This is a genomic window from Microbacterium sp. NFH-22A-Y (genome assembly GCF_021401375.1).
Lineage (GTDB): Bacteria > Actinomycetota > Actinomycetes > Actinomycetales > Microbacteriaceae > Microbacterium > Microbacterium hominis.
The window spans coordinates 814,697-835,743 of sequence record NZ_JACBGF010000001.1 but is presented as its reverse complement, the minus strand read 5'-3'; the positions used below and the strand labels follow the sequence as shown (position 1 = coordinate 835,743).

Annotated in this window: 18 protein-coding genes; 8 read left to right on the top strand and 10 right to left on the bottom strand. The window is 72.3% G+C overall.

Features of this window, described 5'->3' with window-relative positions; translation table 11 throughout:
- The first annotated feature begins 28 nt into the window (after positions 1-28).
- The 3 genes from L0965_RS03995 to L0965_RS03985 all read left to right on the top strand — a co-directional run bounded on the left by L0965_RS03995 (position 29) and on the right by L0965_RS03985 (position 3,283).
- Positions 29-1,564, top strand: coding sequence for a PucR family transcriptional regulator (locus L0965_RS03995; RefSeq protein ID WP_101305746.1), 1,536 nt, complete (start codon positions 29-31; stop codon positions 1,562-1,564).
- A 73-nt stretch (positions 1,565-1,637) separates the two neighbouring features.
- Positions 1,638-2,312: a response regulator transcription factor gene (locus tag L0965_RS03990; RefSeq protein WP_061782320.1), complete on the top strand. Its 675-nt coding sequence runs from the start codon at positions 1,638-1,640 to the stop codon at positions 2,310-2,312.
- Entirely contained in the window at positions 2,309-3,283 is a 975-nt protein-coding gene (locus tag L0965_RS03985) for a sensor histidine kinase KdpD (RefSeq protein WP_061782319.1), read from the top strand. Before L0965_RS03990 ends, L0965_RS03985 begins: the two co-directional genes overlap by 4 nt.
- A gap of 40 nt (positions 3,284-3,323) precedes the next feature.
- Here the strand turns inward: L0965_RS03985 and L0965_RS03980 are convergent, their stop codons facing one another.
- The 9 genes from L0965_RS03980 to L0965_RS03940 all read right to left on the bottom strand — a co-directional run bounded on the left by L0965_RS03980 (position 3,324) and on the right by L0965_RS03940 (position 14,018).
- On the bottom strand, positions 3,324-4,151 hold the full coding sequence (locus L0965_RS03980; RefSeq protein WP_101305745.1) for an FAD:protein FMN transferase: 828 nt from the start codon (positions 4,149-4,151) through the stop codon (positions 3,324-3,326).
- Positions 4,148-4,657 carry an FMN-binding protein gene (locus tag L0965_RS03975; RefSeq protein ID WP_101305744.1) on the bottom strand — a complete coding sequence of 170 codons (510 nt, stop codon included), beginning with the start codon at positions 4,655-4,657 and terminating at the stop codon, positions 4,148-4,150. The genes L0965_RS03980 and L0965_RS03975 overlap by 4 nt, the downstream gene beginning before the upstream one ends.
- 20 nt (positions 4,658-4,677) lie before the next feature.
- On the bottom strand, positions 4,678-6,102 hold the full coding sequence (locus tag L0965_RS03970; RefSeq protein ID WP_101305743.1) for a ferric reductase-like transmembrane domain-containing protein: 1,425 nt from the start codon (positions 6,100-6,102) through the stop codon (positions 4,678-4,680).
- 93 nt (positions 6,103-6,195) lie between these two features.
- On the bottom strand, positions 6,196-7,329 hold the full coding sequence (locus L0965_RS03965) for a LacI family DNA-binding transcriptional regulator (RefSeq protein ID WP_061782315.1): 1,134 nt from the start codon (positions 7,327-7,329) through the stop codon (positions 6,196-6,198).
- A 30-nt stretch (positions 7,330-7,359) separates the two neighbouring features.
- A complete protein-coding gene (locus tag L0965_RS03960) occupies positions 7,360-9,240 on the bottom strand; it encodes a glycoside hydrolase family 3 protein (RefSeq protein WP_101305742.1) in 1,881 nt (626 codons plus the stop codon).
- A gap of 31 nt (positions 9,241-9,271) precedes the next feature.
- A complete protein-coding gene (locus tag L0965_RS03955) occupies positions 9,272-10,132 on the bottom strand; it encodes a carbohydrate ABC transporter permease (protein WP_060960395.1) in 861 nt (286 codons plus the stop codon).
- A 12-nt stretch (positions 10,133-10,144) separates the two neighbouring features.
- Positions 10,145-11,098, bottom strand: a complete 954-nt coding sequence (locus L0965_RS03950) for a carbohydrate ABC transporter permease (protein ID WP_101305741.1) — start codon at positions 11,096-11,098, stop codon at positions 10,145-10,147.
- Positions 11,099-11,103: 5 nt separating this feature from the next.
- The gene (locus L0965_RS03945) at positions 11,104-12,366 is read right to left on the bottom strand and encodes an extracellular solute-binding protein (protein ID WP_060960393.1); all 1,263 of its coding nucleotides are present in this window, start codon (positions 12,364-12,366) and stop codon (positions 11,104-11,106) included.
- A 170-nt stretch (positions 12,367-12,536) separates the two neighbouring features.
- Positions 12,537-14,018, bottom strand: a complete 1,482-nt coding sequence (locus L0965_RS03940) for a helix-turn-helix transcriptional regulator (RefSeq protein WP_101305740.1) — start codon at positions 14,016-14,018, stop codon at positions 12,537-12,539.
- A 138-nt stretch (positions 14,019-14,156) separates the two neighbouring features.
- On the opposite strand from L0965_RS03940, the gene aceA reads away from it, so the two are divergent.
- Positions 14,157-15,473, top strand: a complete 1,317-nt coding sequence (gene aceA / locus L0965_RS03935) for an isocitrate lyase (protein WP_060960402.1) — start codon at positions 14,157-14,159, stop codon at positions 15,471-15,473.
- Between the two features lie 36 nt (positions 15,474-15,509).
- The gene (gene aceB / locus L0965_RS03930) at positions 15,510-17,159 is read left to right on the top strand and encodes a malate synthase A (protein ID WP_060960391.1); all 1,650 of its coding nucleotides are present in this window, start codon (positions 15,510-15,512) and stop codon (positions 17,157-17,159) included.
- Here the strand turns inward: aceB and L0965_RS03925 are convergent.
- A complete protein-coding gene (locus L0965_RS03925) occupies positions 17,138-17,791 on the bottom strand; it encodes a hypothetical protein (RefSeq protein WP_101305739.1) in 654 nt (217 codons plus the stop codon). The two genes, aceB and L0965_RS03925, sit on opposite strands and share 22 nt — an antisense overlap.
- 38 nt (positions 17,792-17,829) lie before the next feature.
- Between L0965_RS03925 and L0965_RS03920 the strand changes: the two genes are divergently transcribed.
- From L0965_RS03920 to L0965_RS16710, 3 genes are read left to right on the top strand one after another with little or no spacing between them, the layout of a single operon-like run.
- Positions 17,830-19,566 (top strand): alkaline phosphatase family protein, encoded by a 1,737-nt coding sequence (locus L0965_RS03920; protein WP_101305738.1) that lies wholly within the window; start codon positions 17,830-17,832, stop codon positions 19,564-19,566.
- A gap of 53 nt (positions 19,567-19,619) precedes the next feature.
- Positions 19,620-20,468, top strand: a complete 849-nt coding sequence (locus L0965_RS03915; RefSeq protein ID WP_101305737.1) for an alpha/beta fold hydrolase — start codon at positions 19,620-19,622, stop codon at positions 20,466-20,468.
- Complete coding sequence (locus tag L0965_RS16710) at positions 20,461-21,039, top strand: TetR/AcrR family transcriptional regulator (RefSeq protein ID WP_101305736.1); 579 nt, start codon at positions 20,461-20,463, stop codon at positions 21,037-21,039. The genes L0965_RS03915 and L0965_RS16710 overlap by 8 nt, the downstream gene beginning before the upstream one ends.
- Positions 21,040-21,047 lie beyond the last annotated feature (8 nt).

The window sequence follows — 21,047 nt, the reverse complement described above, 5'->3', positions numbered from 1 at the left end:
CCCCGCAGCGCGCCGAGGAGGCCCCGCCGTGACCGATCCGCAGCCCACCCTGCGCGCGCTCCTCGCGCGCCGCGACCTCGATCTGCGCCTCGCGTCGGATCCGGACGACCTCGACGCGGGAGCGCTGGAGGCCCCGCTGCGGTGGGTGCACAGCTCGGACCTCGCCGATCCGACGCCCTTCCTGGCCGACGACCTCCTGCTGCTGACCACCGGCACCCAGTTCGTGGGGGCGGGCCCCGCGCCCGACGGCGACCTCGACGGGTACACGGCTTACGTCGCACGACTGCGCACCCGCGGCGTGCGCGGCCTCGGCTTCGGCACCGAGGTCGTCCGCGACGGCATCCCGCCCGCCCTCGTCAAGGCGTGCCGCGCCGAGCGGATGCCGCTGTTCGAGGTGCCCTACCGCACCCCGTTCATCGCCCTCGCCCGCGCGAACGCGGAGGCGATCGCCGCCCAGGCGTACGCCCGGCGCACGTGGGCGCTCTCGGCGCAGCGCGCCATCTCGCTCGCCGCCCTGCGCCCCGACGGGCTCGCCGCGACGGTGGCGGAGCTCGCGGCGCAGCTCGGCGCGTGGGTCGGGCTGTTCGATGCGGCGGGCACGCTCACCCAGAGCGCCCCCTCCGACGCCCTCGACGAGGCCGCGCTCGCGGCGCTCGCGACCGAGGCCGGGGCCGTCCTCCGCCGCGGCGCGCGCGCCGCCTCGACCCTCGACATCGGCGACCGCCACGTCACGATGCAGACGCTCGGCCGCGGCGGCCACCTGCGCGGCCTCATCGCGATCGTGGGCGCCGACCTCGATCTGGAGGGGCGCAGCGTCGTGACCTCGGTGATCGCGATGGCCGGGCTCGCCCTCGAACAGAACGTCGGCCTCGGCCGGGCCCGCTCGGCCCTGCGCACGGGCCTGCTGCAGACACTGCTGTCCGACGACCCCCAGCTGGCCCGGCGGGTGTCGCGGGAGCTGTGGGGCCCGCTGCCGGCGGCGCCCGTCGTGGTCGCGGTGGCCAACGTCTCCCCCGGGCGTACGGACGCCGCCGTCGACTGGCTCGAGCTGCGCGCGGCCGAGCGCGGCGGCCTCTTCTACGCCCGCAGCTCCGACGGCATCGTCCTCGTCGAACCCGCCGGCGACGAGCGGGCCGCCGAGGCGCTCTCGGGGCTGCTCGACGCCGCCGTGGGGGTCTCGGAGCCCGCCGAGTACGCGGCGTTCGCGCGGGCGCACGCGCAAGCCCTCACCGCCCTGCGCACCGCCGCGCCCGGGCGGGTGGGACGCTTCGCGGATGCCGCCGGCGTGCTGTCGAGCCTCGACTCCCCCGCCGCGCGGGCCCTGGCCGACGCGCGCCTGCGTCCCCTGCGCGCGCACGACGCGGCCCACGGGACGGCGCTGATCGAGACGGTGCGCACGTGGCTGGCGCACGATGCCCGCATCGACGAGGCGGCGCGCAGCCTCGGCATCCATCGGCACACCGTGCGCGCCCGCGTCGCGCACGCGCAGCAGCTGCTCGGCGTGGACCTGTCCCGGTTCCCGGCACGGGCGGAGCTGTGGGCCGCGCTGGTCGCGTCGGACTGAGACGCGCGCGGGATTCTTGGCGGACTCTTGGCGTGCGTGTGGGTGGATGATGGCGGACAGGAACGGAGGACGCATGTCGCGCGACGGTGCCCGACCACGGCTGCTCTACGTCGAGGACGACCCGACGATCGCCGGGATGACCGTCGAGGTGCTCTCGGAGGTCTATGAGGTCACGCACCTCACGGACGGCCGCGCGGCCCGCGACCGCGCGCTGGCCGAACGCTTCGACGTGCTCGTGGTCGACCGCCGCCTGCCCGGGCTCGACGGCGTCGAGCTGGTGCAGGCCGTGCGCACCGCCCGCCTGACGACACCGGTCCTGCTGCTGACCGCGCTGGGCGCCGTGTCGGATCGGGTCGACGGCCTGGATGCCGGGGCCAACGACTACCTCGTGAAGCCCTTCGACTTCGACGAGCTGCTCGCGCGGCTGCGCGCCCTGGTGCGCGGCCACCGGGCGGAGGGGCGGCGGCGCCACCTCGGCGACTGGACCTTCATCGCCGAGTCGGCGGCCCTGTACGGGGCGGGCGGGGAGCGCATCGCCCTGACGGCGACGGAGGCGCGGCTGCTCGCTCTGCTCGCGGAGAGCCCCGAGCACGTGTTCTCGCGCGACGAGATCCTCGGTGCCGTCTTCTCCTCGGACGATGCGCTCAGCTCGGTCGACACCTACGTCCACTACATCCGCCGGAAGGCGTCGCCCGAGATCATCGAGACCGTGCGGGGCCGCGGCTACCGCGCCGGGAGCAGCGCATGAGCGACGACGCCGACCGCCGCCGCCTGCACCGCGCGGCGCTGAACGTGGGCGTCCTGGTGGGCGTCGCCTCCGCCGTCGTGGTGACCGCCGGTGTCGCCGTGCTCGTCTCGATCCTGCTGCTGTCGGCGCGCCCCGAGGCGCACCGGGGCGGCGGGGACGCGGGCCGCCCCGGCCCGGACGGCGACCGGATCGTGGTCGACGTCGACCACGTGCTGCCCTGGGTGATCGCGCTCGGGGTGGCGGGCGTGGTGCTGCTCGCCCTCGTCGCCTGGTTCGCCGCGCGGCGGGCGGTCACTCCTCTCGCCACGGCGCTGCGCCTCCAACGGGGGTTCGTGGCCGACGCGAGCCACGAGATGCGCACGCCGCTGACGGCCCTCACGAGCCGGGTGCAGATCCTCGAACGGCGCCACCGTCGAGGCGAGGACCTGACGGCCACCCTCGCCGCGCTGCGCTCCGACGCGGCCGTGATGGACGAGGTGCTCACCGACATGCTGCTGACCGCGGAGGGCAGCGCCTCGGAGCGCACCCCCACGCCGGTGGCGGACGCGATCGCCGCCGCCACGGCGACCATCGCGCCGCTCGCCGAGGAGGCCGGGGTCGCGGTCGTCGTCACCGGCGCGAGCGCCGCTCTGGTCCGGATGCCGCGCGTCACCCTCACCCGGCTGTGCGTGGCGCTGCTGGACAACGCCGTGCAGCATTCGCCGACGGGGGCGACCGTCGAGATCTCCGCGGCGACGTCGGGCGACACCGTCGAGGTGCGGGTGCACGATGCCGGCGCCGGCATCTCCGACGCCGATCGCGACCGGATCTTCGAGCGGTTCGCCCGCGGTCCGGAGTCGGGGAGGCGGCGGGGCTTCGGTCTGGGGCTCGCACTGGTGCGCGAGGCGGCCACGACGGTGGGCGGCACGGTGGGCATCGAGTCGACCTCCTCGCGCGGGACGACGATGGTGCTGCGGCTGCCCGCCGCCTGACGACGGCTCGGCCCGCGCCCGGCCGCCTGCCGCGGCGCGATCAGGCCGCCGCGTGGATGACCGTCTCCACGCCCACGCCGCCGAGCCACCGGCGCACGCGGAGCGACGCGGGCTCGCCGCCGGGGCCGTCCGTCGCGGCGGCGACCAGTCCGGAGCGCAGCGGCGCACCCCACAGCCAGCCGAGGTCGTCGTCTGCCGAGACGGCGACCGCCGTCGCCCACGCGTCGGCGGTGGTGAGGTCGTCGGCGACGACGGTGGCGCTGACGAGACCGGGCACCGGCTTGCCCGACCGCGGGTCGATCAGGTGCGCTCCCCGCTCCGCCGTCCCGGATGTCGCCACGGCGCCGGCCCGCAGCTCGACGGTCGCCAGCAGCGCGCCCGGGAGGCGCGGGTCGGCGATGCCGATGCGCCACGACCAGTCCGCGTCGGCGGCCGTCCACACCCGCAGATCGCCGCCGACGTTGATCCCGACGGCCACGACGTCGCCGCCCTCGAGGAGGGGGACCAGGTGCGCGTCGGCGGAGCGGTCGGCCGCCCAGCCCTTCACGTAGCCGGTGGGATCGAATCCGCCGCGCCAGGAGGCGCTGAAGCGGCCGCCGGTGGCGGTCTCGAGCGTGGCGCAGGCCTGCGCCACCTCCCGCAGCCGCGGATCGGCGTCGGCGAGCGCCAGCTCCCCGCGACGCAGCCGTGAGACCTGCGAGGCGGATCGGAACGGCGAGAAGAGGGCGTCGAGCTCGCGCAGCGCCGCGATCGTGGATGCCGCGGCGTCCGCGGCACGCGGCGGCACGGCGCCCGCGGCGATCACGTGGATGCTGACGGTGGTGCCCATGACCGCGGCCGTCCAGGCCTGCCGCCGCGGCGCGTTCACGCCGCCGCCTGATCGATCGCCGACTGCAGCGACGCGATGTAGCCGTCGCTGGTGTAGGTCGCCCCCGAGACCATGTCGATGGCGGCGCTCTGGGCGGCCTTCGTCTCCGAGATCAGGCGGGGCAGCGCGCTCTGGTTGATCTGCCGGTCGCGGCCGTTGCTGCTCGGGTACTGGGGGGTCTGCACGTCCGTGATGACACCGCCCGCCACCGTGATCTGCACCTGCACGGCGCCGTAGCGGGTGTCGGCGGCGGCGCCCGTGTAGGTGCCGTCGGCGAGGCCGGTGCCCGACGAGGCCGTCGCGGACGGTGTGGGCGCGGCGGCCGTCGCGGTGGCGCGCGGCGTCGTCGTCGGCGTCGTCGCGGTCGGCGCCGTCGCGGTGCGGGCGGCGGCGGTGGCCGTGTCCGTGGCCGCGGACGCCTGATCCTCGGGCAACGACGTGCGGTAGCTGAAGAGCAGGACGAGCCCGCTCAGGGTCGCGAGTATCGCGTAGACGATCTTCTTCATCGTCGTCTCCTCTCCCGGCGTCAGACGCCGAAGGCTTCGCTGTGGATCCGGTCGGCGCTCACGCCCGCGGCGCGCAGGTCGCGCCGGACGGCGGCCATCCAGGGCTCGGGTCCGCAGAGGAACACGTCGTGCTCGTCGAGGGCCGGCACCAGCCGTCGCAGCAGCTCGGCGCCCCGTCCGTCGGCGAAGTGCGCCGGCATCCACGTGGAGCCCTCGACCCGCCGTGGGCCGTGGAGCGCGACGTGGCGGACGCCGCGGTCGCGCACGAGGCGGTCGATGGCCGCCGTCCGCATCGCCTCGGCCGGCGCGTGGTCGCGCGTCACGAGCGTCGCCTCCCCGGGAGCGTACGGCTCGGCCTCGAGCAACGCCACGAGGGGTGCGACGCCCGCGCCCGCGCCGAGCAGGAGCAGGCCCCGCCGGGTGCGGGCCTCCCCCGTGAACTCTCCGTACGGCCCCTCGATGAGCACGCGCGTGCCGGGGCGCAGCGTCGCCAGGCGCCGGGTGCCGTCTCCGACCATGCGGGCCGCGACGACCAGCTCCCCGCGGCGCGGGTCGGCGGCGAGCGACAGCGGGTGCCCCCTCGTCCAGCCGGGGCCGTCCAGGAAGCGCCACACGAAGAACTGCCCCGCACGGGCGCCGAGCCGCCCGAGCCTGCGGCCGCGCATGCGCACCACGACGCCGACCGGGCCGTCGGCCTCCACGGCCGTGACGCGGATGCCGTGGCGTGCCGATCGCCACAGCGGAAGGCCGACCCGGTACACCAACACCGCCGCCGCCGTGACGGCCCACAGCCCCCACCAGTAGACCTCGGCGAGCGGATGCGCCGCGAAGTCCGCGCCGGTCCACAGCATGTGCGGGATCGCGAGGCCCACGCCGAGGTAGCCGTACAGGTGCAGCAGGTGCCACGACTCGTAGCGCATCGCGCGGCGCGCACGGCGGATGCTCGTCACCACGACCAGCACCAGCAGGCCCGTCCCGGCGGTGGCGAGCAGCATCCCGGGATAGTTCCAGACGAAGTCCCACAGCTGCACGAACACGTTCACGTCCGCCTGCGCCGCGTAGCCGGCGACCAGCAGGGCGATGTGGGCCAGCAGCAGCCAGAACGACCAGAAGCCGACCCAGCGGTGCATCCGCGTGATCGCGTCGCGGCCGAACGCCCGCTCGAACAGCGGCACGCGCGCCATCAACAGCACCTGGTACAGCAGCAGGTTCGCCGACACCAGGCCCGTGATGCGGCCCAGCGTGTTGAGGGTGTCGGCATCCCACGCGAGCAGATCCTGCACGGCGCCGCCGGCGACCCACAGCGCCACGACGAACAGGCTGGTCGCCCAGATGACGGCGATCGCGACGAGGCGCCGCACCGGTCGCCACGACCGGGCGCGCACGGCGGGTGCGGCGGCGACGAAGGTGGCTCGGGTGGCTCGGGTGGCGGCCTGGGTGGTCATGCGTCGAGCGTCGCCGAGCGGCTCTGAGACAAGGCCAAGAATCCGCCGCCCCGGCGGCATCCATAGGAACCTGACAGGAACGCGGGCCGGAGCTCAGCAGCCGCAGCTGTGGCGGATCACCACGCGCGGTGCGAACACCGCATCGAAGCGCGTCTGCCCCTCCGGCAGCGGGCCGGCGGTGCCCGCCAGGATGCGGGCGGCGGCGCGGCCCATCGCCTCCATCGGCTGACGCACCGACGTGAGCGTCGGCGTGCTGAGACGGCCGGCCAGGATGCCGTCGAACCCGGTGACCGCGACCTCGTCGGGCACCCGCACGCCGAGCGCGGCGAGGGCATCCAGCGCCATCAGGGCGTGCTGATCGGTGGCGCAGACGAGCACGCGCGGCAGGGCACCGCTCGCGTGCAGCGCGCTCAGCTGCTCGACCATGCGGTGCGGACCGCGCACCGTCCCGTCGATCGGCTCGTCGCGCGGGCGCAGACCCCAGCGGGTCAGCGACGCACGGTAGGCGGCGAACCGCTCGGCGTTGTCGAAGCCCTCCTGCCGGCCGACGAACGCGACGTCGTCGTAGCCGTGATCGCGCACGAGATGATCCACGAGCGCGCTCATGCCGCCCGCATTGTCCACGCGCACGCGATGGTGCGGGTCATCGCCCGGGGCGACGCTGAACAGCACCGTGGGGATGGTCGCGGGCATCCGCAGCAGCGCCGTCGGCAGCACGGGCGACGGGAAGATCGCCAGACCGTCGACCCGGCCCGCCGTGTCGGCCACCGAGACGTCGCTGTCGGAGCCGCTGGAGAGCACCACGGGCCGCCCCAGCATCCAGCACTCCAGCGCGAAGCCGCGCTGGACCTCGTCGACGTACAGCGGGAACGCGCGGGGATCGGACAGCGTCTCGTCGTCTGTCTGCGACCACGGGATGATGGCCCCGGCATCCAGCGGCGGACGGCGCGTGTCGGGCCGCGGCGGCGCGATGTCGCTCGGGTCGGCCCGCTCGAGCATGAGGTCGAACGCGTGCAGGCCCAGGATGCCGGTGCGACCGTTCGCGAGCCCGCGGGCGGCGGCGCTCGGGGCGTAGCCGAGGCGGCGCGCCGCGGCCAGCACGCGCTCGCGGGTCGCCTCGCTGATGCGCTCGGGCCGGCGGAAGGCGAACGACACCGACGCGATCGACACGCCCGCCTCCTGCGCGACGTCGTAGACCGTCGGGCGACGCGAGCCGGCGTCACTCATGCGCAGCCCCTCCTCGTGTCCACGGCCGCCTCACGCGTCGGCGCGGCCTCCGACCCGCATCGGCAGCTCCAGGCCGAAGTGGACCGGGAAGAGGGGGTCGCCCGTATCCGACGGTACATCTTCGCGGGAGGAGCGCACGGCATCCATCGAGCGCGGCAGCTCGATCGGCAGGCGCCCCTCGGGCGCGATGCGGCCCGTGAGCACGTCGACGACCGCGCGCGACGAGCTGCCGAAGTCGACGACGATCGCCGACGCGAACGCCGCGAACGGGGTCAGGATGCCGGGACGGTCGAGATTGACCACGAGCACGAGCGGGCAGTGCGCGGCGATGCTCCTCATCCGGTAGACGCGGCCGGGCGGGAACTCGAGCGAGCCCTGGTGGAACCACGCCTCGAGGAAGAGGTCGTCGCGCGGCTCGAACGGCGCACCGAGGCGCACGAGCGCGAGATCCGCGTCGGCGGGGTCGGCGACGATCTCGCCCAGCTCGGCGACGTCTTCGGGGCGGAACCCCTCGACGTACACCCGGCGCCCGGCTCCGCTCAGCGGCAGCACCGGGTGATCCGCGCCCGGCGTCGGACGGTTCTGCACCACCGTCAGCGAACGCGCCTGCGCGCGCTCCCCCTCCGCCCGGAACTGCGCGTTCCCGACGATGCGCTCCGCCTCGTCGGGGTCGACGAACGGGTCGTCGAACAGGCCCAGCTGGAACTTCACGCGCAGGAGGCGAAGCGCGGACGCGTCGATGCGGGCCTCGTCGACGCGCCCCGCGCGCACGAGCTCGATCAGCAGGTCGACGCACTCCTCGCCGCCGAACTGGTCGGCCCCGGCATCCAGGATCTTGAGCATGCGTTCGCTCGGCGACAGCTCCTCGACGCCCCAGGCGCGCGCCGGCAGCACCTGGTCGCCGACGTGGTTGTCGTTGACCAGCTCCCAGTCGGTGACGACGACCCCGTCGAAGCCGAGCTCGCCGCGGAGGAGGTCCGTGACGATCTGCCGGTTGTAGCCGAAGCCGACCTCTTCGATGGGCACCCCGTTGCGCTCCAGCCCGATGGGCATGCCGTAGTACGGCATCATCGCGGCGGTGCCGCGGCGGATCGCCTCGCGGAACGGCTCCAGGTGGTACTCGAACATGCCGCCCGGGTAGACCTGCTCGCGCCCGTACGGGAAGTGCGCGTCCTCGCCGTCCTTCTGCGGACCGCCGCCCGGGAAGTGCTTTGTCGTGCACGCGACACTGTCGGGTCCGAGCGCGTCACCCTGGAAGCCCTGCAGATAGGCGGCGGTGAACTCGGCGACCCGCGCGGCATCCTGCCCGAGGGTCTGGGCCTGCCGCCCCCAGCGGGGCTCGGTCGCGAGGTCGATCTGGGGGTGCAGGGCGGCGCGGATGCCGACGGCGCGGTACTCCTGCCGCGCGACGTCCGCGAACCGGCGCACCGTCTCGACGTCGTCGATCGCCGCCAGTCCGAGGCCCTCCGGCCACTGCGAGAACGGGCCGGCGGCGAAGCCCACGCCGGTGTTCTCGACGAACGCGTGCCGTGGATCGGTGCTGACGGTGACGGGCACCCCGTGCGGAGTCTGCGCGGCCAGGGCCTGCAGGTTGTTGTTCCAGACGGCCGCCTGCCGGGCGGAGCGGATGGCGTGCACGTTGAAGTGCGACAGGTGCTTGCCGCGGACGACCGTGGTCGTCGGCGACTTCGAGATGCGCCCGGGCGCCTCCAGCAGCTCGCCCTCCTCCCCCACCTCGATGACGGTCTGGAACATCAGCCCGCACTTCTCCTCCAGGCTCATCCGGGCCACGAGGTCGGCGGCGCGCTCGTCGGCGCTGCGGCGCGGATCCTCGTACGGATCCATCACCCCGTTGCCGTTGAGGTCGCGGAAGCGGGTGCCGTCGGGCGCGGTGAGATACGTGGGGGTCATGATTCTCTTTCTCGAGGCGGGTCGCGGGGGCTCACTTGAGCCCGGTCGTGGCGACGCCCTGGATGAAGTAGCGCTGCAGGAAGACGAACAGCAGCAGGATCGGCGCGATCACGAGCACGGACCCCGCCAGCAGCAGGCCGTAGTCGGTCGCGTTCTGTCCGGTCGAGTACAGCGAGAGCGCCACCGGGAGGGTGTACATGTTCTCGGTCTGGGCCGCGACGAGCGGCCACAGGAAGTTGTTCCACGACGCGAGGAAGGTGAGGATGCCGAGGGTCGCCAGCGGCGGCCCGCACAGCGGCATGACGACACGGGCGAAGATGCGCAGCTCCCCCGCCCCGTCGATGCGCGCCGCCTCGATGAGCTCGTCGGGGATGCCGAGCATGAACTGGCGCATGAGGAACACGCCGAGCGGCGTCGTGATGAACGGCAGGATCAGCGCCGCGTAGCTGCTGGTCAGCCCGAGCGAGGAGACCATCACGAACAGCGGCACGAAGGTGACGACGCCCGGCACCATGAGCGTCACGAGCACCACGGCGAACAGGATCTTCTTGCCGGGGAAGTCCATCTTCGCCAGCGCGTAGCCGACCATCGAGCAGAACACGAGGTTGCCGAGCACGGTCAGCAGTGCCACGACGATGCTGTTGGTGAAGAAGCGGCCGATGTCGAGCGGGCCGAACCACTGGGCGAAGTTGTCCCACGTGAACTCGCGCGGCCACCACGTGGGCGGGCGCTGCAGGATCTCGGCCTGGGTCTTGACGGAGCCCAGCAGCATCCAGGCGAACGGCAGCATCCACACGATGAGGCCGACGACGAGCACGGTGTAGGTGACGGCCCGGCCGGTGACGGCGCGGCGCGCGCGCCGCGTCGGGCGGGCGGTGACAGGAGCGGTCATGGCGGGGTCCTCTCAGTCCTTCGTCCGCAGCAGCCGGAACTGCAGCAGGCTCAGCAGCGCGATCGCGAGGAACAGGATGTAGCTGGCCGCCGAGGCGACGCCGTACTGCCCGAAGCCGAACTGCTTGAACGTGTAATAGGCGACCGACAGGGTCGAGTCGAGCGGGCCGCCCTGGGTCATCACGAAGGCCTCCTCGAAGAACTGCAGGAAGCCGACCGAGATGAGCACGGCGCCCAGCAGCAGCGTCGGGCGCAGCATCGGCAGCGTGACCGCGGTGAGGCGCCGCCACGCCGAGGCGCCGTCCATCATGGCGGCCTCCTTGACGTCGGTCGGGATGGCCTGCAGGCCCGCCAGGAAGATCACCATCAGCGTGCCCACGTTGCGCCACACCGCCATCGCGATGAGCGACGGCAGCGCCCAGGTGGTGTCGTTGAGCCAGTCCGGCCCCTGGATGCCGACGACGGCGAGGGCGCTGTTGAGCAGCCCGTCCGGCTGCAGGATGTAGCGCCACACCACCGCGACGGCGACGATGCTCGTCACGACCGGTGCGTAGAAGCCGACGCGCAGGAACGAGACGATGCGCCCGCCGCCGGAGTTCAGGGCGAGCGCCAGTGCGAGGGCGACGGCCATCGTCACGGGGATGCCGACGACGACGAACGTCGCCGTCACGCCCATCGACTTCAGGAACGTGGGGTCGGTCAGCACCTTGACGTACTGATCGAGGCCCACGAAGTCGACCGCGAACGGGGAGCGGATGTCCTGCGCGCGGAAGTCGGTGAACGACATCGCGAACGAGCCCACGATCGGCACGATCATGAAGACCGCGAACACGATCACGAACGGGAGCGCGAACCCCCACGCGATCCATCCCTGACGCCGACGCCGGGACGACCCGGGTCGGCGACCACGGCCGCGACCGGAGACGGCGGCGGCCGCTCCGGTCGCGGCCAGTGATGCCTGCGTCATCTCGATCAGCCCATTCCGAGGGCGTCGGCCTTGCTCTGCAGCTCCTTCATGGCGTCTGCAGGGCTCTGGGTGCCCAGGCGCACCTTCTCGAGCACGGCGTCGCCCGCGGCGGCGACCTGCACCCACGTCGTGGTCGCCGGCACCGACTTCGCGGTCTCGAGCTGCGTGCCGAACGCGGCGAGCGTCGGCTGCGAGGCGAGGGCCTGCTCCTTCCACGCGGCCTGGACGGCGGGCAGGTCACCGGTCTTCTCGTACCACTGCGCCTGCGTCGTCGGGTCGGTCAGCCACTGCGCGAGCTTCCAGGCGGAGTGCGCGTTCTTCGAGTTCTTGAAGACCGTGAGGTTCGCGCCGCCGCTGAACGAGGTGGACGACTCCTTCGTGGGCAGCACCGCGGTGGTGAACTTGCTGGAGAAACCCTCCCCGCCGACCTTCTCGAGCGAGCCGATCATGAACGGCCCGTCGATGAGCATCGGGGTCGTGCCGGCGACGAAGTCCGCCTCCTGCGCGCCCGACGAGCGGTCGGCCGCCGGGTTGGCGATGCCCTTCTGGAAGAAGCTCTGGTAGTACTCGTACGCCTCCACCATCTGCGGCGTGTCGACGGTCCAGGTGTCGCCGTCGACGAGCGAGGCGCCGTTGGACCACGGCATCCACAGCGTGCCCTGGAACGAGTCGTTGCCGCCCGGCAGACGGATGCCGTACTCGGCACCGGCCTTGGACTGCATGTCGGCGGCCATCTGGCTCAGCTCGTCCCACGTGGTGGGGGCCGTGGTCCAGCCCGCCTTCTCGGCGAGGTCGGTGCGGTAGTAGAGCACGCGGGTGTCGACGTACCAGGGCGCCCCGGTCATGCGGTCGCCCACCTGGGTCGACGCGACGGCGCCGGGGAAGGTCCCGGAGGTGTCGAGGTCGGTCGGCACGGTCTGGAACGCATCGGCGAAGTCGGCCATCCAGGTCGAACCCATCATGGCGATGTCGGGCGTCGTGCCGCCGGCGATGGCGGTCTGGATCTTGCTGTACGCGGCATCCCACGGGATCGCCGTGACCTCGACGGTGACGCCGGGGTTGGCCTCTTCGAACGTCTTCACGAAGTCGGGCAGCGCCTCGCCCTCCGCACCCATCGCCCACATCGTGATCGTGCCGGTGGCCGGCTCGCTTCCGATGGTCGTGGCGCTGTCGGGTGCGCTCGCGGCGTCGTCTGCGCGACCGCATCCCGCGAGCGCGAGCGCGCCGATGGCGACGAGAGCGACGGCTCCCAGCCGGACATGTTTCATGGTTCCTCCTCGAACGGGACACCCGCTGCGGTGTCGCTGGCCACTTTACTTATGCGCATAACCTTCGTCAAGACAGTGTCCCGCGAAACACCATCGACGCACCGAGACACCGCTGCGCGCGGCGTTTCTCGGTGCGAGAACGGTTTCTCGCCGACGGAGCGGCGAGCCGCTCAGTCGCGCGGGGCGTGCGCCTCGAGGAACTCGTAGAGGTCGGTCGTGTCGACGCCCGGGAACGAGCCGGTCGGCAGGGTCGCCAGCAGCGTCCGGGGCGTGCGGACGTTGGGCCAGGCCTGGTCGCGCCACTGCGACTCGAGCTCGGCGGGAGCACGGCGGCAGCACACCTCGACGGCATGGCGCGAGACGCCGCGGTTGGTGGTCTCGCGCCCGACGAACCACTTGGTGTCGTCGAAGCGCACCCCCACCGACACCGAGTGCGCGCCCTCGCTCGAGGCCTCCACGCGCGCGGTGCACCAGAACGTGCCGTTGCCGGTGTCGGTGTACTGGTAGTACGGGTTGAACTTGTCGGGGATGTCGAAGACGACCCGGCTCGTCCAGCGGCGACAGCACATCTGCCCCTCGATGGCCCCCAGGCGGTCGGAGGGGAAGTTCACGTCGTCGTTCTCGTACGCCTTCGTGATGGTCCCCGACTCGTGCACCTTCAGGAAGTGCACCGGGATGCCGAGGTGACGCGTGGCCAGGTTGGTGAAGCGGTGCGCCGCGGTCTCGTACGACACCGAGTACGCATCGCGGAGGTCCTCGATCGACAGCGCGCGGCGCGACTTCGCGTCGTGGAGCACCGGGACCGCGTGATCCTCGGGGATCAGCAGCGCCCCCGTGAGGTAGTTCGTCTCCACGCGCTGGCGCAGGAACTCGGCGTACGAGCGCGGCTCGGCGTGGCCGAGGATGCGACTCGCGAGCGCCTGCAGCACGGCCGTGCGCGAGTCGCCCTTCGCGGGCACCGTGCTCGAGAGGTACAGCCGCCCGTGCTTGATGTCGGCGACCGACCGCGTCGACGCCGGCAGGTCGGCGACGTAGTGCAGGGAGAAGCCCAGATGGGCGGCGATGTCCGACGCGGTGCGTTGCGTGAGCGGACCTCCGGGGTGGTCGACGGCGCGCAGGATGCCGCGGGCGTGCTCCTCCAGCTCGGCGAAGTAGTTGTCCTGCCGTCGCATGAGGTGGCGCAGCTCCACGTTCGCCCGCCGCGCCTCCTCCGGGGTGGCGGAACGCTCGTCGCCGAGCCGCTCGATCTCCCCCTGCAGCGCGAGCAGCGCCCGCAGGGCGTCGTCGGGGACCGACTTGCCGATGCGGAACGGCTCGATGCCGAGCGCCCGGAACGTCTGGCCCTTCATGGCGCGCTCGAGGGCGATCTCGAGGGTGGCGCGCTCGTCCAGCGGCTCCGCCTCGAGGAGCTGGTCGACCGTCGCCCCGAGGGCCTTCGCGATGGTGCGCAGGAGGGTGAGCTTGGGCTCGCGCTTGCCCGTCTCGATCATCGACAGCTGGCTCGGCGCGCGCTCGACGGCCGCCGCGAGCTCGTCGAGGGTCATGCCGCGGGCGGTGCGCAGCTGCCGGATGCGCCGGCCGATCGTGAGGGCGTCGGCCTCGTCGTCGGCGGCGCCCGAGAGGTCGGCGAAGGGAACATCGACGTTCGTCATGTCCGGGATTGTGTCACAGAACGTGAACTTCGATCAATCTTCACATTCGATTTGGTTACTCCTGGCCTCAAACTTCACCCACAGTGGAGACACGAGCCACCGCCGGCCCCGCCCCGGCATCCGATGAAGGAGAGCACCATGACGATCCAGGCCACCCCCGGTCAGCCGCCCCTCCGCGCGGGCGACCAGACGCAGACCGCCGCCGAGCTGCAGGAGATCTGGGACACCGACCCGCGCTGGGACGGCGTCGAGCGCACCTACACCGCGGAGGACGTCGTCCGCCTGCGCGGCAGCGTCCGCGAGGAGAACACCCTCGCCCGCCGCGGCGCGGAGAACCTCTGGAACCTCCTGCACACCGAGGACTACATCCGGGCGCTCGGCGCGTACACCGGCGGTCAGGCGGTGCAGCAGGTGCGCGCGGGCCTGAAGGCCATCTACCTCTCCGGCTGGCAGGTCGCCGCCGACGGCAACCTCGCCGGGCAGACCTACCCAGACCAGAGCCTCTACCCGGCCAACTCCGTGCCCGCCGTCGTCCGCCGCATCAACAACGCGCTGATCCGCCAGGACCAGATCGAGCACACCGAGGGCACCCTCACGCAGGACTGGCTGGCGCCCATCGTCGCGGATGCCGAGGCCGGCTTCGGCGGCCCGCTCAACGCGTACGAGCTCGCGCAGTCGCTCATCCAGTCGGGTGCCGCCGGCATCCACTGGGAGGACCAGCTCGCCAGCGAGAAGAAGTGCGGCCACCTCGGCGGCAAGGTGCTGGTGCCCACGCAGCAGCACATCCGCACCCTGAACGCGGCTCGGCTCGCCGCCGACGTCGCCGGCGTGCCGACCGTCATCATCGCCCGCACCGACGCGCTGGCGGCCGATCTGCTCACGAGCGACGTCGACCCCCGCGACCAGGAGTTCACGACCGGCGAGCGCACGAGCGAGGGCTTCTACCGGGTGCGCCCGGGCCTGGAGGCGGTCATCAGCCGCGGCCTGGCCTTCGCCCCCTACGCCGACCTGCTGTGGGTGGAGACGGGCGAGCCCGACATCGAGCTGGCCCGCGCGTTCGCGAGCGCGATCCACGAGCGGTTCCCCGGCAAGATGCTCGCCTACAACTGCTCGCCGAGCTTCAACTGGAAGCGTCACCTCAGCGACGAGCAGATCGCAACCTTCCAGCAGGAGCTGGCCGACCTGGGTTACAAGTTCCAGTTCATCACCCTCGCGGGCTTCCACGCCCTCAACTACTCGATGTTCGATCTCGCCTCCGGCTACGCCGAGCGCGCCATGAGCGCGTACGTCGAGCTGCAGGAAGCCGAGTTCGCCGCGGAGGCCCGCGGCTACACCGCCACCAAGCACCAGCGCGAGGCGGGCACCGGCTACTTCGACGTCGTTTCCACGGCGCTCAACCCCGACAGCGCGACCCTGGCTCTGGTGGGATCCACTGAGGCCGAACAGTTCCACTGAGCACCCAACCCCACACGACACAGAAAGAGCAGGGCCATGACTCCCACCGCCACGGGCACCGCGCCCGCATCGACCATCACCATCACGGGACCGATCCGCGACCGCTACGACGAGATCCTCACGCCCGCGGCGATCGCGTTCCTCGCAGAGCTGCACGTCCGCTTCGCCGGCCGCCGCCACGACCGGCTCGCCGACCGGATGCGGCGCCGCTTCGAGATCGGCAACGGGCACGACCCGCAGTTCCGCTCCGACACGGCCCACATCCGCGAGGACGCCGACTGGACGGTCGCCGGCGCCGGCCCGGGCCTGGAGGACCGCCGTGTCGAGATCACCGGCCCGACCGACCCGAAGATGACGATCAACGCGCTCAACTCGGGGGCGAAGGTGTGGCTGGCCGACCAGGAGGACGCCACGAGCCCCACCTGGCGCAACGTCATCGAGGGTCAGCTCTCCCTGTTCGACGCGATCCGCGGGCAGCTGTCGTACACGAGCCCCGAGGGCAAGGAGTACCGCGTCACCGCCGAGCGCACGCCCACGATCGTGATGCGCCCGCGCGGCTGGCACCTGGTGGAGAAGCACATCCGCTACACCGACCGCGCCGGCCGCGACCTCGCGGCATCCGGTTCGCTGGTCGACTACGGCCTGTACTTCTTCCACAACGCGCAGCGCCTCATCGACAACGGCGTGGGCCCCTACTTCTACCTGCCGAAGATCGAGTCGGCCGAAGAGGCAAAGCTGTGGGACGACGTGTTCACCTTCAGCGAGGAGTACATCGGCATCCCGCACGGCACGATCCGCGCGACGGTGCTGATCGAGACGCTGCCGGCCGCGTTCGAGATGGAGGAGATCCTGTTCGAGCTGCGCGATCACGTCGCGGGCCTGAACGCCGGGCGCTGGGACTACATCTTCTCGATGATCAAGAACTACCGCGGCCGCGGTGCGCGCTTCGTGCTGCCCGACCGCAGCCAGGTGACGATGACGGTGCCGTTCATGCGGGCCTACACGGAACTGCTCGTGAAGACGTGCCACAAGCGCGGGGCCTTCGCGATCGGCGGCATGAGCGCCTTCATCCCCAACCGGCGCGACCCCGAGGTGACCGCCCAGGCGTTCGAGAAGGTCGCCGCGGACAAGAAGCGCGAGGCCGGCGACGGCTTCGACGGCACGTGGGTGGCCCACCCCGACTTGATCCCGGTGGCACAGGCGGAGTTCGATGCGGTGCTCGGCGAGCGCCCGAACCAGATCGACCGCCAGCGGCCCGAGGTGAACGTCCGGGCATCGCAGCTGATCGACGTGCACATCGGTCTGCCGGTCACGGCGGCGGGCGTGTACGGCAACGTGTCGGTGGCGATCCGCTACATCGAGGCGTGGCTGCGGGGCCTCGGCGCCGTCGCCATCGACAACCTCATGGAGGATGCCGCGACCGCCGAGATCAGCCGCAGCCAGGTGTGGCAGTGGATCCACCAGGACCGCACCACCGACGACGGCACCCGCATCACGCGCGAGTACGTGGAGGGCCTCATCGAGCGGGTGCTCGGCGAGGTGGATCGGCGCCCCGTCTCCGCCGAGGACCGTGGCGACCGGTTCGACGACGCGGCGGCCATCTTCCGCGATGTCGCGCTGGGCGAGGACTTCCCGACGTTCCTGACGCTCGGGGCCTACGCCGACTACCTGACCGACGAGGACTGAGCGTCGGAGGCGGGGGCGGATGCCGCGGCATCCGCCCCCGCCTGCGTGCGTCCGCCCTGGGCACGGTCGATCACCGCCGCGAGCCAGACCGCGCCGAACCCGATCACGGCGGTCATCGCCTGCGTGATCAGGGCGATCGCTCCGCTCGGGAAGCTGTGCTGGGTCATGACCGGCGTCACCAGCGCGGGGATGACCGCGAGGACCAGCACGATCCACGACAGGGGGTGGCGTCCCCGGGCGATCAGCCAGCCTCCGACACCGGCGATCAGCATCACCATCGCCTGGTTGAGGACGAAGCGCCAGACGTCGGCCGGCTCGACCAGGTTCCCGCCGGCGCGCTGGAGCCCGAAGGTGGCCCACAGCAGCAGCACGACGGCGGCCAGCGTGAAGGCCCCGAGGCGCCGCCACCCCGACGTGGGCAGTAAGACGATCGCGGTGAGGATCGCACCGAGCACGAGGAGGAACTGCGCGGCGTTCAGGAAGGGGATGTCGGTGGCGATCGTCCCCGCGAAGCTCTCCGACTGCACGATCGCGGAGAAGTCGGTCGCGACCCCGAGGTAGACCCCGAACATCATCAGCACGATGGCCGCCCCGTAGCGGGCGGCGCCGTCGAAGCGGAGAGTTGGAGCCATGGGCAGAGAGTAGCCGACATCCTCCCTACAATCGGGGGATGGAAGGCGGACGGGGCCCGGATGCCGGGACGAGCCGGCGCGAGTTCCTGCGCCGCACGGGGATCGGCGCGGCGGGGCTGGCGATCGGCGGCTCCGCGGCGGCGGCGGTCACGACGGCCGCCACGGTGCACCCGCCCGAGTTCACGCCGCTCGCCCCGCGTCACGCGCCCGGCTTCGATCACGTCGTGGTCGTGATGTTCGAGAACCGCAGCTTCGACAACGTGCTCGGACACCTCTACAGCGCGCAGGAGAAGTCGGCGGGCGAGTTCGACGGGATCGCGCAGGGCGCGTACGCCAACGCGGGACCCGACGGCGTGCCGGTTCCGGCGCACATCTACGCCGGCTCCACTGACGCGATCATGCAGCAGCCGCAACCCGACCCGGGCGAGACTTACCCCCACGTGAACACGCAGCTGTTCGACGTCATCGACCCGCCGTCCAACGCGGACCTGCGGACGCACCCGCTGTCCGATCCGTTCAACGCGCCGCCGCCGGGCATGCAGCCGACCAACAGCGGGTTCGTCACGGACTACATCGTGAACTTCCGGCTGAGCATGCGACGGGAGCCCACGGCCGAGGAGGTGGCGGTCGCGATGGGCGGCTTCGCCCCCGAGATGCTGCCGGTGCTCTCGACCCTCGCCCGCGAGTTCGCGGTGTACGACGGGTGGTTCGCGGCCGTGCCGTCGCAGACCTTCTGCAACCGGTCGTTCTTCCACGCGTCGACGTCCCACGGGTTCGTCACGAACCACGACGGCGACGACTACGAGAAGTGGATCGAGGCGCCGGCGACACCGACGATCTTCAACCGACTGGAGGCGGCCGGCATCCCGTGGCGGGTGTACTACGACCCGACGCAGCTCGTGTCGCTGACCGGGATGCTGCACGCGCCCGTGCTGGAGCAGTACTGGAAGACGCACTTCCGGGACATGCGCCAGTTCTACGCCGATGCCGCGCAGGGCACGCTGCCCGCGTACTCGTTCATCGAGCCCCGCATGATCTTCAACCACAACGACATGCACCCGCCCTGGGGCGAGCTGCGCGACGGCACCCTGACCCTCGACGACGGGTCGACCCTCGAGATCGACAACAGCGCCGTGTCGGATGTGCGCGCGGGCGACAAGCTCATCCAGGACGTCTACGACGCGATCCGCACGAGCCGCACCCGCGGCGGCTCGAACGCGATGAACACGGCCCTGGTCATCACCTTCGACGAGCACGGAGGGACCTTCGACCATGTGGCGCCGCCGGCCGCGGCTCCACCCGGATCGGGCGAGCCCGGCGAGATGGGCTTCCGCTTCGACCGACTCGGTCTGAGGGTGCCGGCGATCGTCGTCAGCGCCTACACCGCCGCGGGAACGGTCATCCACGACGAGATGCACCACGGCTCGGTGATCAACACGCTCTGCCGCCTCCACGGTCTCCGGCCGCTGACCGCGAGGGATGCCGGGGCCAACCCCGTCTTCAACGCGATCAATCTCACGGTGCCGCGCCAGCCCTACACGTGGCCGCAGCCGTCGTCGCTGTGGCGACCGCCCAACCCCGAGGCGGTCGCCGAGCAGACCACCGCGACGCACAAACGGCGGCCGCTCACGTCGCCCGCGCGCGGACTGGTGGGGCTGCTGATGTCGCGCTTCAACCGCGACGCCGTCATCCCCACCACCTACGGCGAGGCGTTCGACGCGCTGGTGGAGCACGGCGACGGACTGTTCGGCACGACCGACGCGGAGGTGCGCTGACCGTCGACGGAGCGGGGTTGACAGGTATGGCTAATGTCATTAGCTTTAGGGCTATGGAAACAAGCCCGAACGACACCGCCGCCGCCGCGTTCGCGCGACTCGGCATCCATCACCTGCGCCGCCCCGAGGGACGCGTCGCCTACCGCCTCACCGGAGAAGGACCGCTGGTCGTCTGCGTCCCCGGGATGGGCGAGATCGCCGCCGCGTACCGCTACACCGTGCCCGCGCTCCGCGCCGCCGGCTTCCGCGTGGCGGTCATGGACCTGCGCGGCCACGGAGACTCCGACGCCACGTTCTCCGCCTACGACGATGCGGCCGCCGGAAGCGACGTGCTCGCGCTCATCGCGCACCTGGGGGCCCCGGCGGTCGTCGTCGGCACCTCGATGGCGGCGGGCGCCGCGGTGTGGGCGGCCGCCGAGTCGCCCGAGGCGGTCCGCGCCCTCGCGCTGATCGGCCCGTTCGTCCGCAACGCCCCGACGAACCCGGTCGCCGCCGCGCTCTTCCGCCTGCTCATGCAGCGCCCGTGGGCGCGCGGCGCCTGGCTGGCCTATCTCCCCCAGCTCTACCCGGGCCGCCTCCCCGCCGACTTCACCGCGCACCGCGACACCATCCGCGCGGCGATGACGCGACCGGGGGCGACCGCGGCCTTCGTGCGCACCACGCGGACCGACCACACCCCGGCGGAGGAACGCCTGCCCCGGGTCACGGCCCCCACACTGGTCGTGATGGGAACCGCCGATCCCGACTTCCGCGACCCCGCGGCGGAGGCGGCGTGGGTCGCCGAGCGCCTGAACGCCCGCGTGGAGCTGATCGACGGGGCCGGGCACTACCCGCAGGCCGAGGATCCCGAGAGGGTCACCCCGGCGCTCGTCGCCTTCTGCCGCGAGGTGACGGGTGCCTAGGGCCGGACTCACCCCCGACGCCGTGGTCGCCGTCGCGCTCGAGGCGATCGACGACGTCGGGAGCGAGGCGCTCACCCTTGCGGAGGTCGCGGCGAGGGCGGGTGTCAAGGTCCCGAGCCTGTACAAGCACGTCGCCTCGCTCGAGGTCCTGCGCACCGCCGTCGCGACGGCGGCGACCCGCGAGCTCGCACACGAACTGCGGATGTCGGCCGTCGGCGTCTCCCGGGCGGAGGCGCTCGACCGGCTCTGCCGCACCTACCGGTCGTATGCGCTGCGGCATCCGGGACGCTACGCGGCGACCCAGCGGGCGCCGCTGCCCGGCGAGAGCCGCGACGACGCGCACGCGCGCGCCGCCGCCGAGGTGCAGGAGGTCGTCTCGGCGACGTTGCGCGGCTACGACATCGCCGACGACGATCAGCTCGTCGACGCCACCCGCGCGCTCCGCGCCGCGCTCCACGGGTTCTGCGCCCTGGAGAACGGCGGCGGGTTCGCGATGCCGGTCAGCGTGGAGCAGAGCTTCGCGCGGCTGATCGCCGGGCTCGATCGGATGCTGTCGACCTGGTCGAGCTGAGAGCTCTC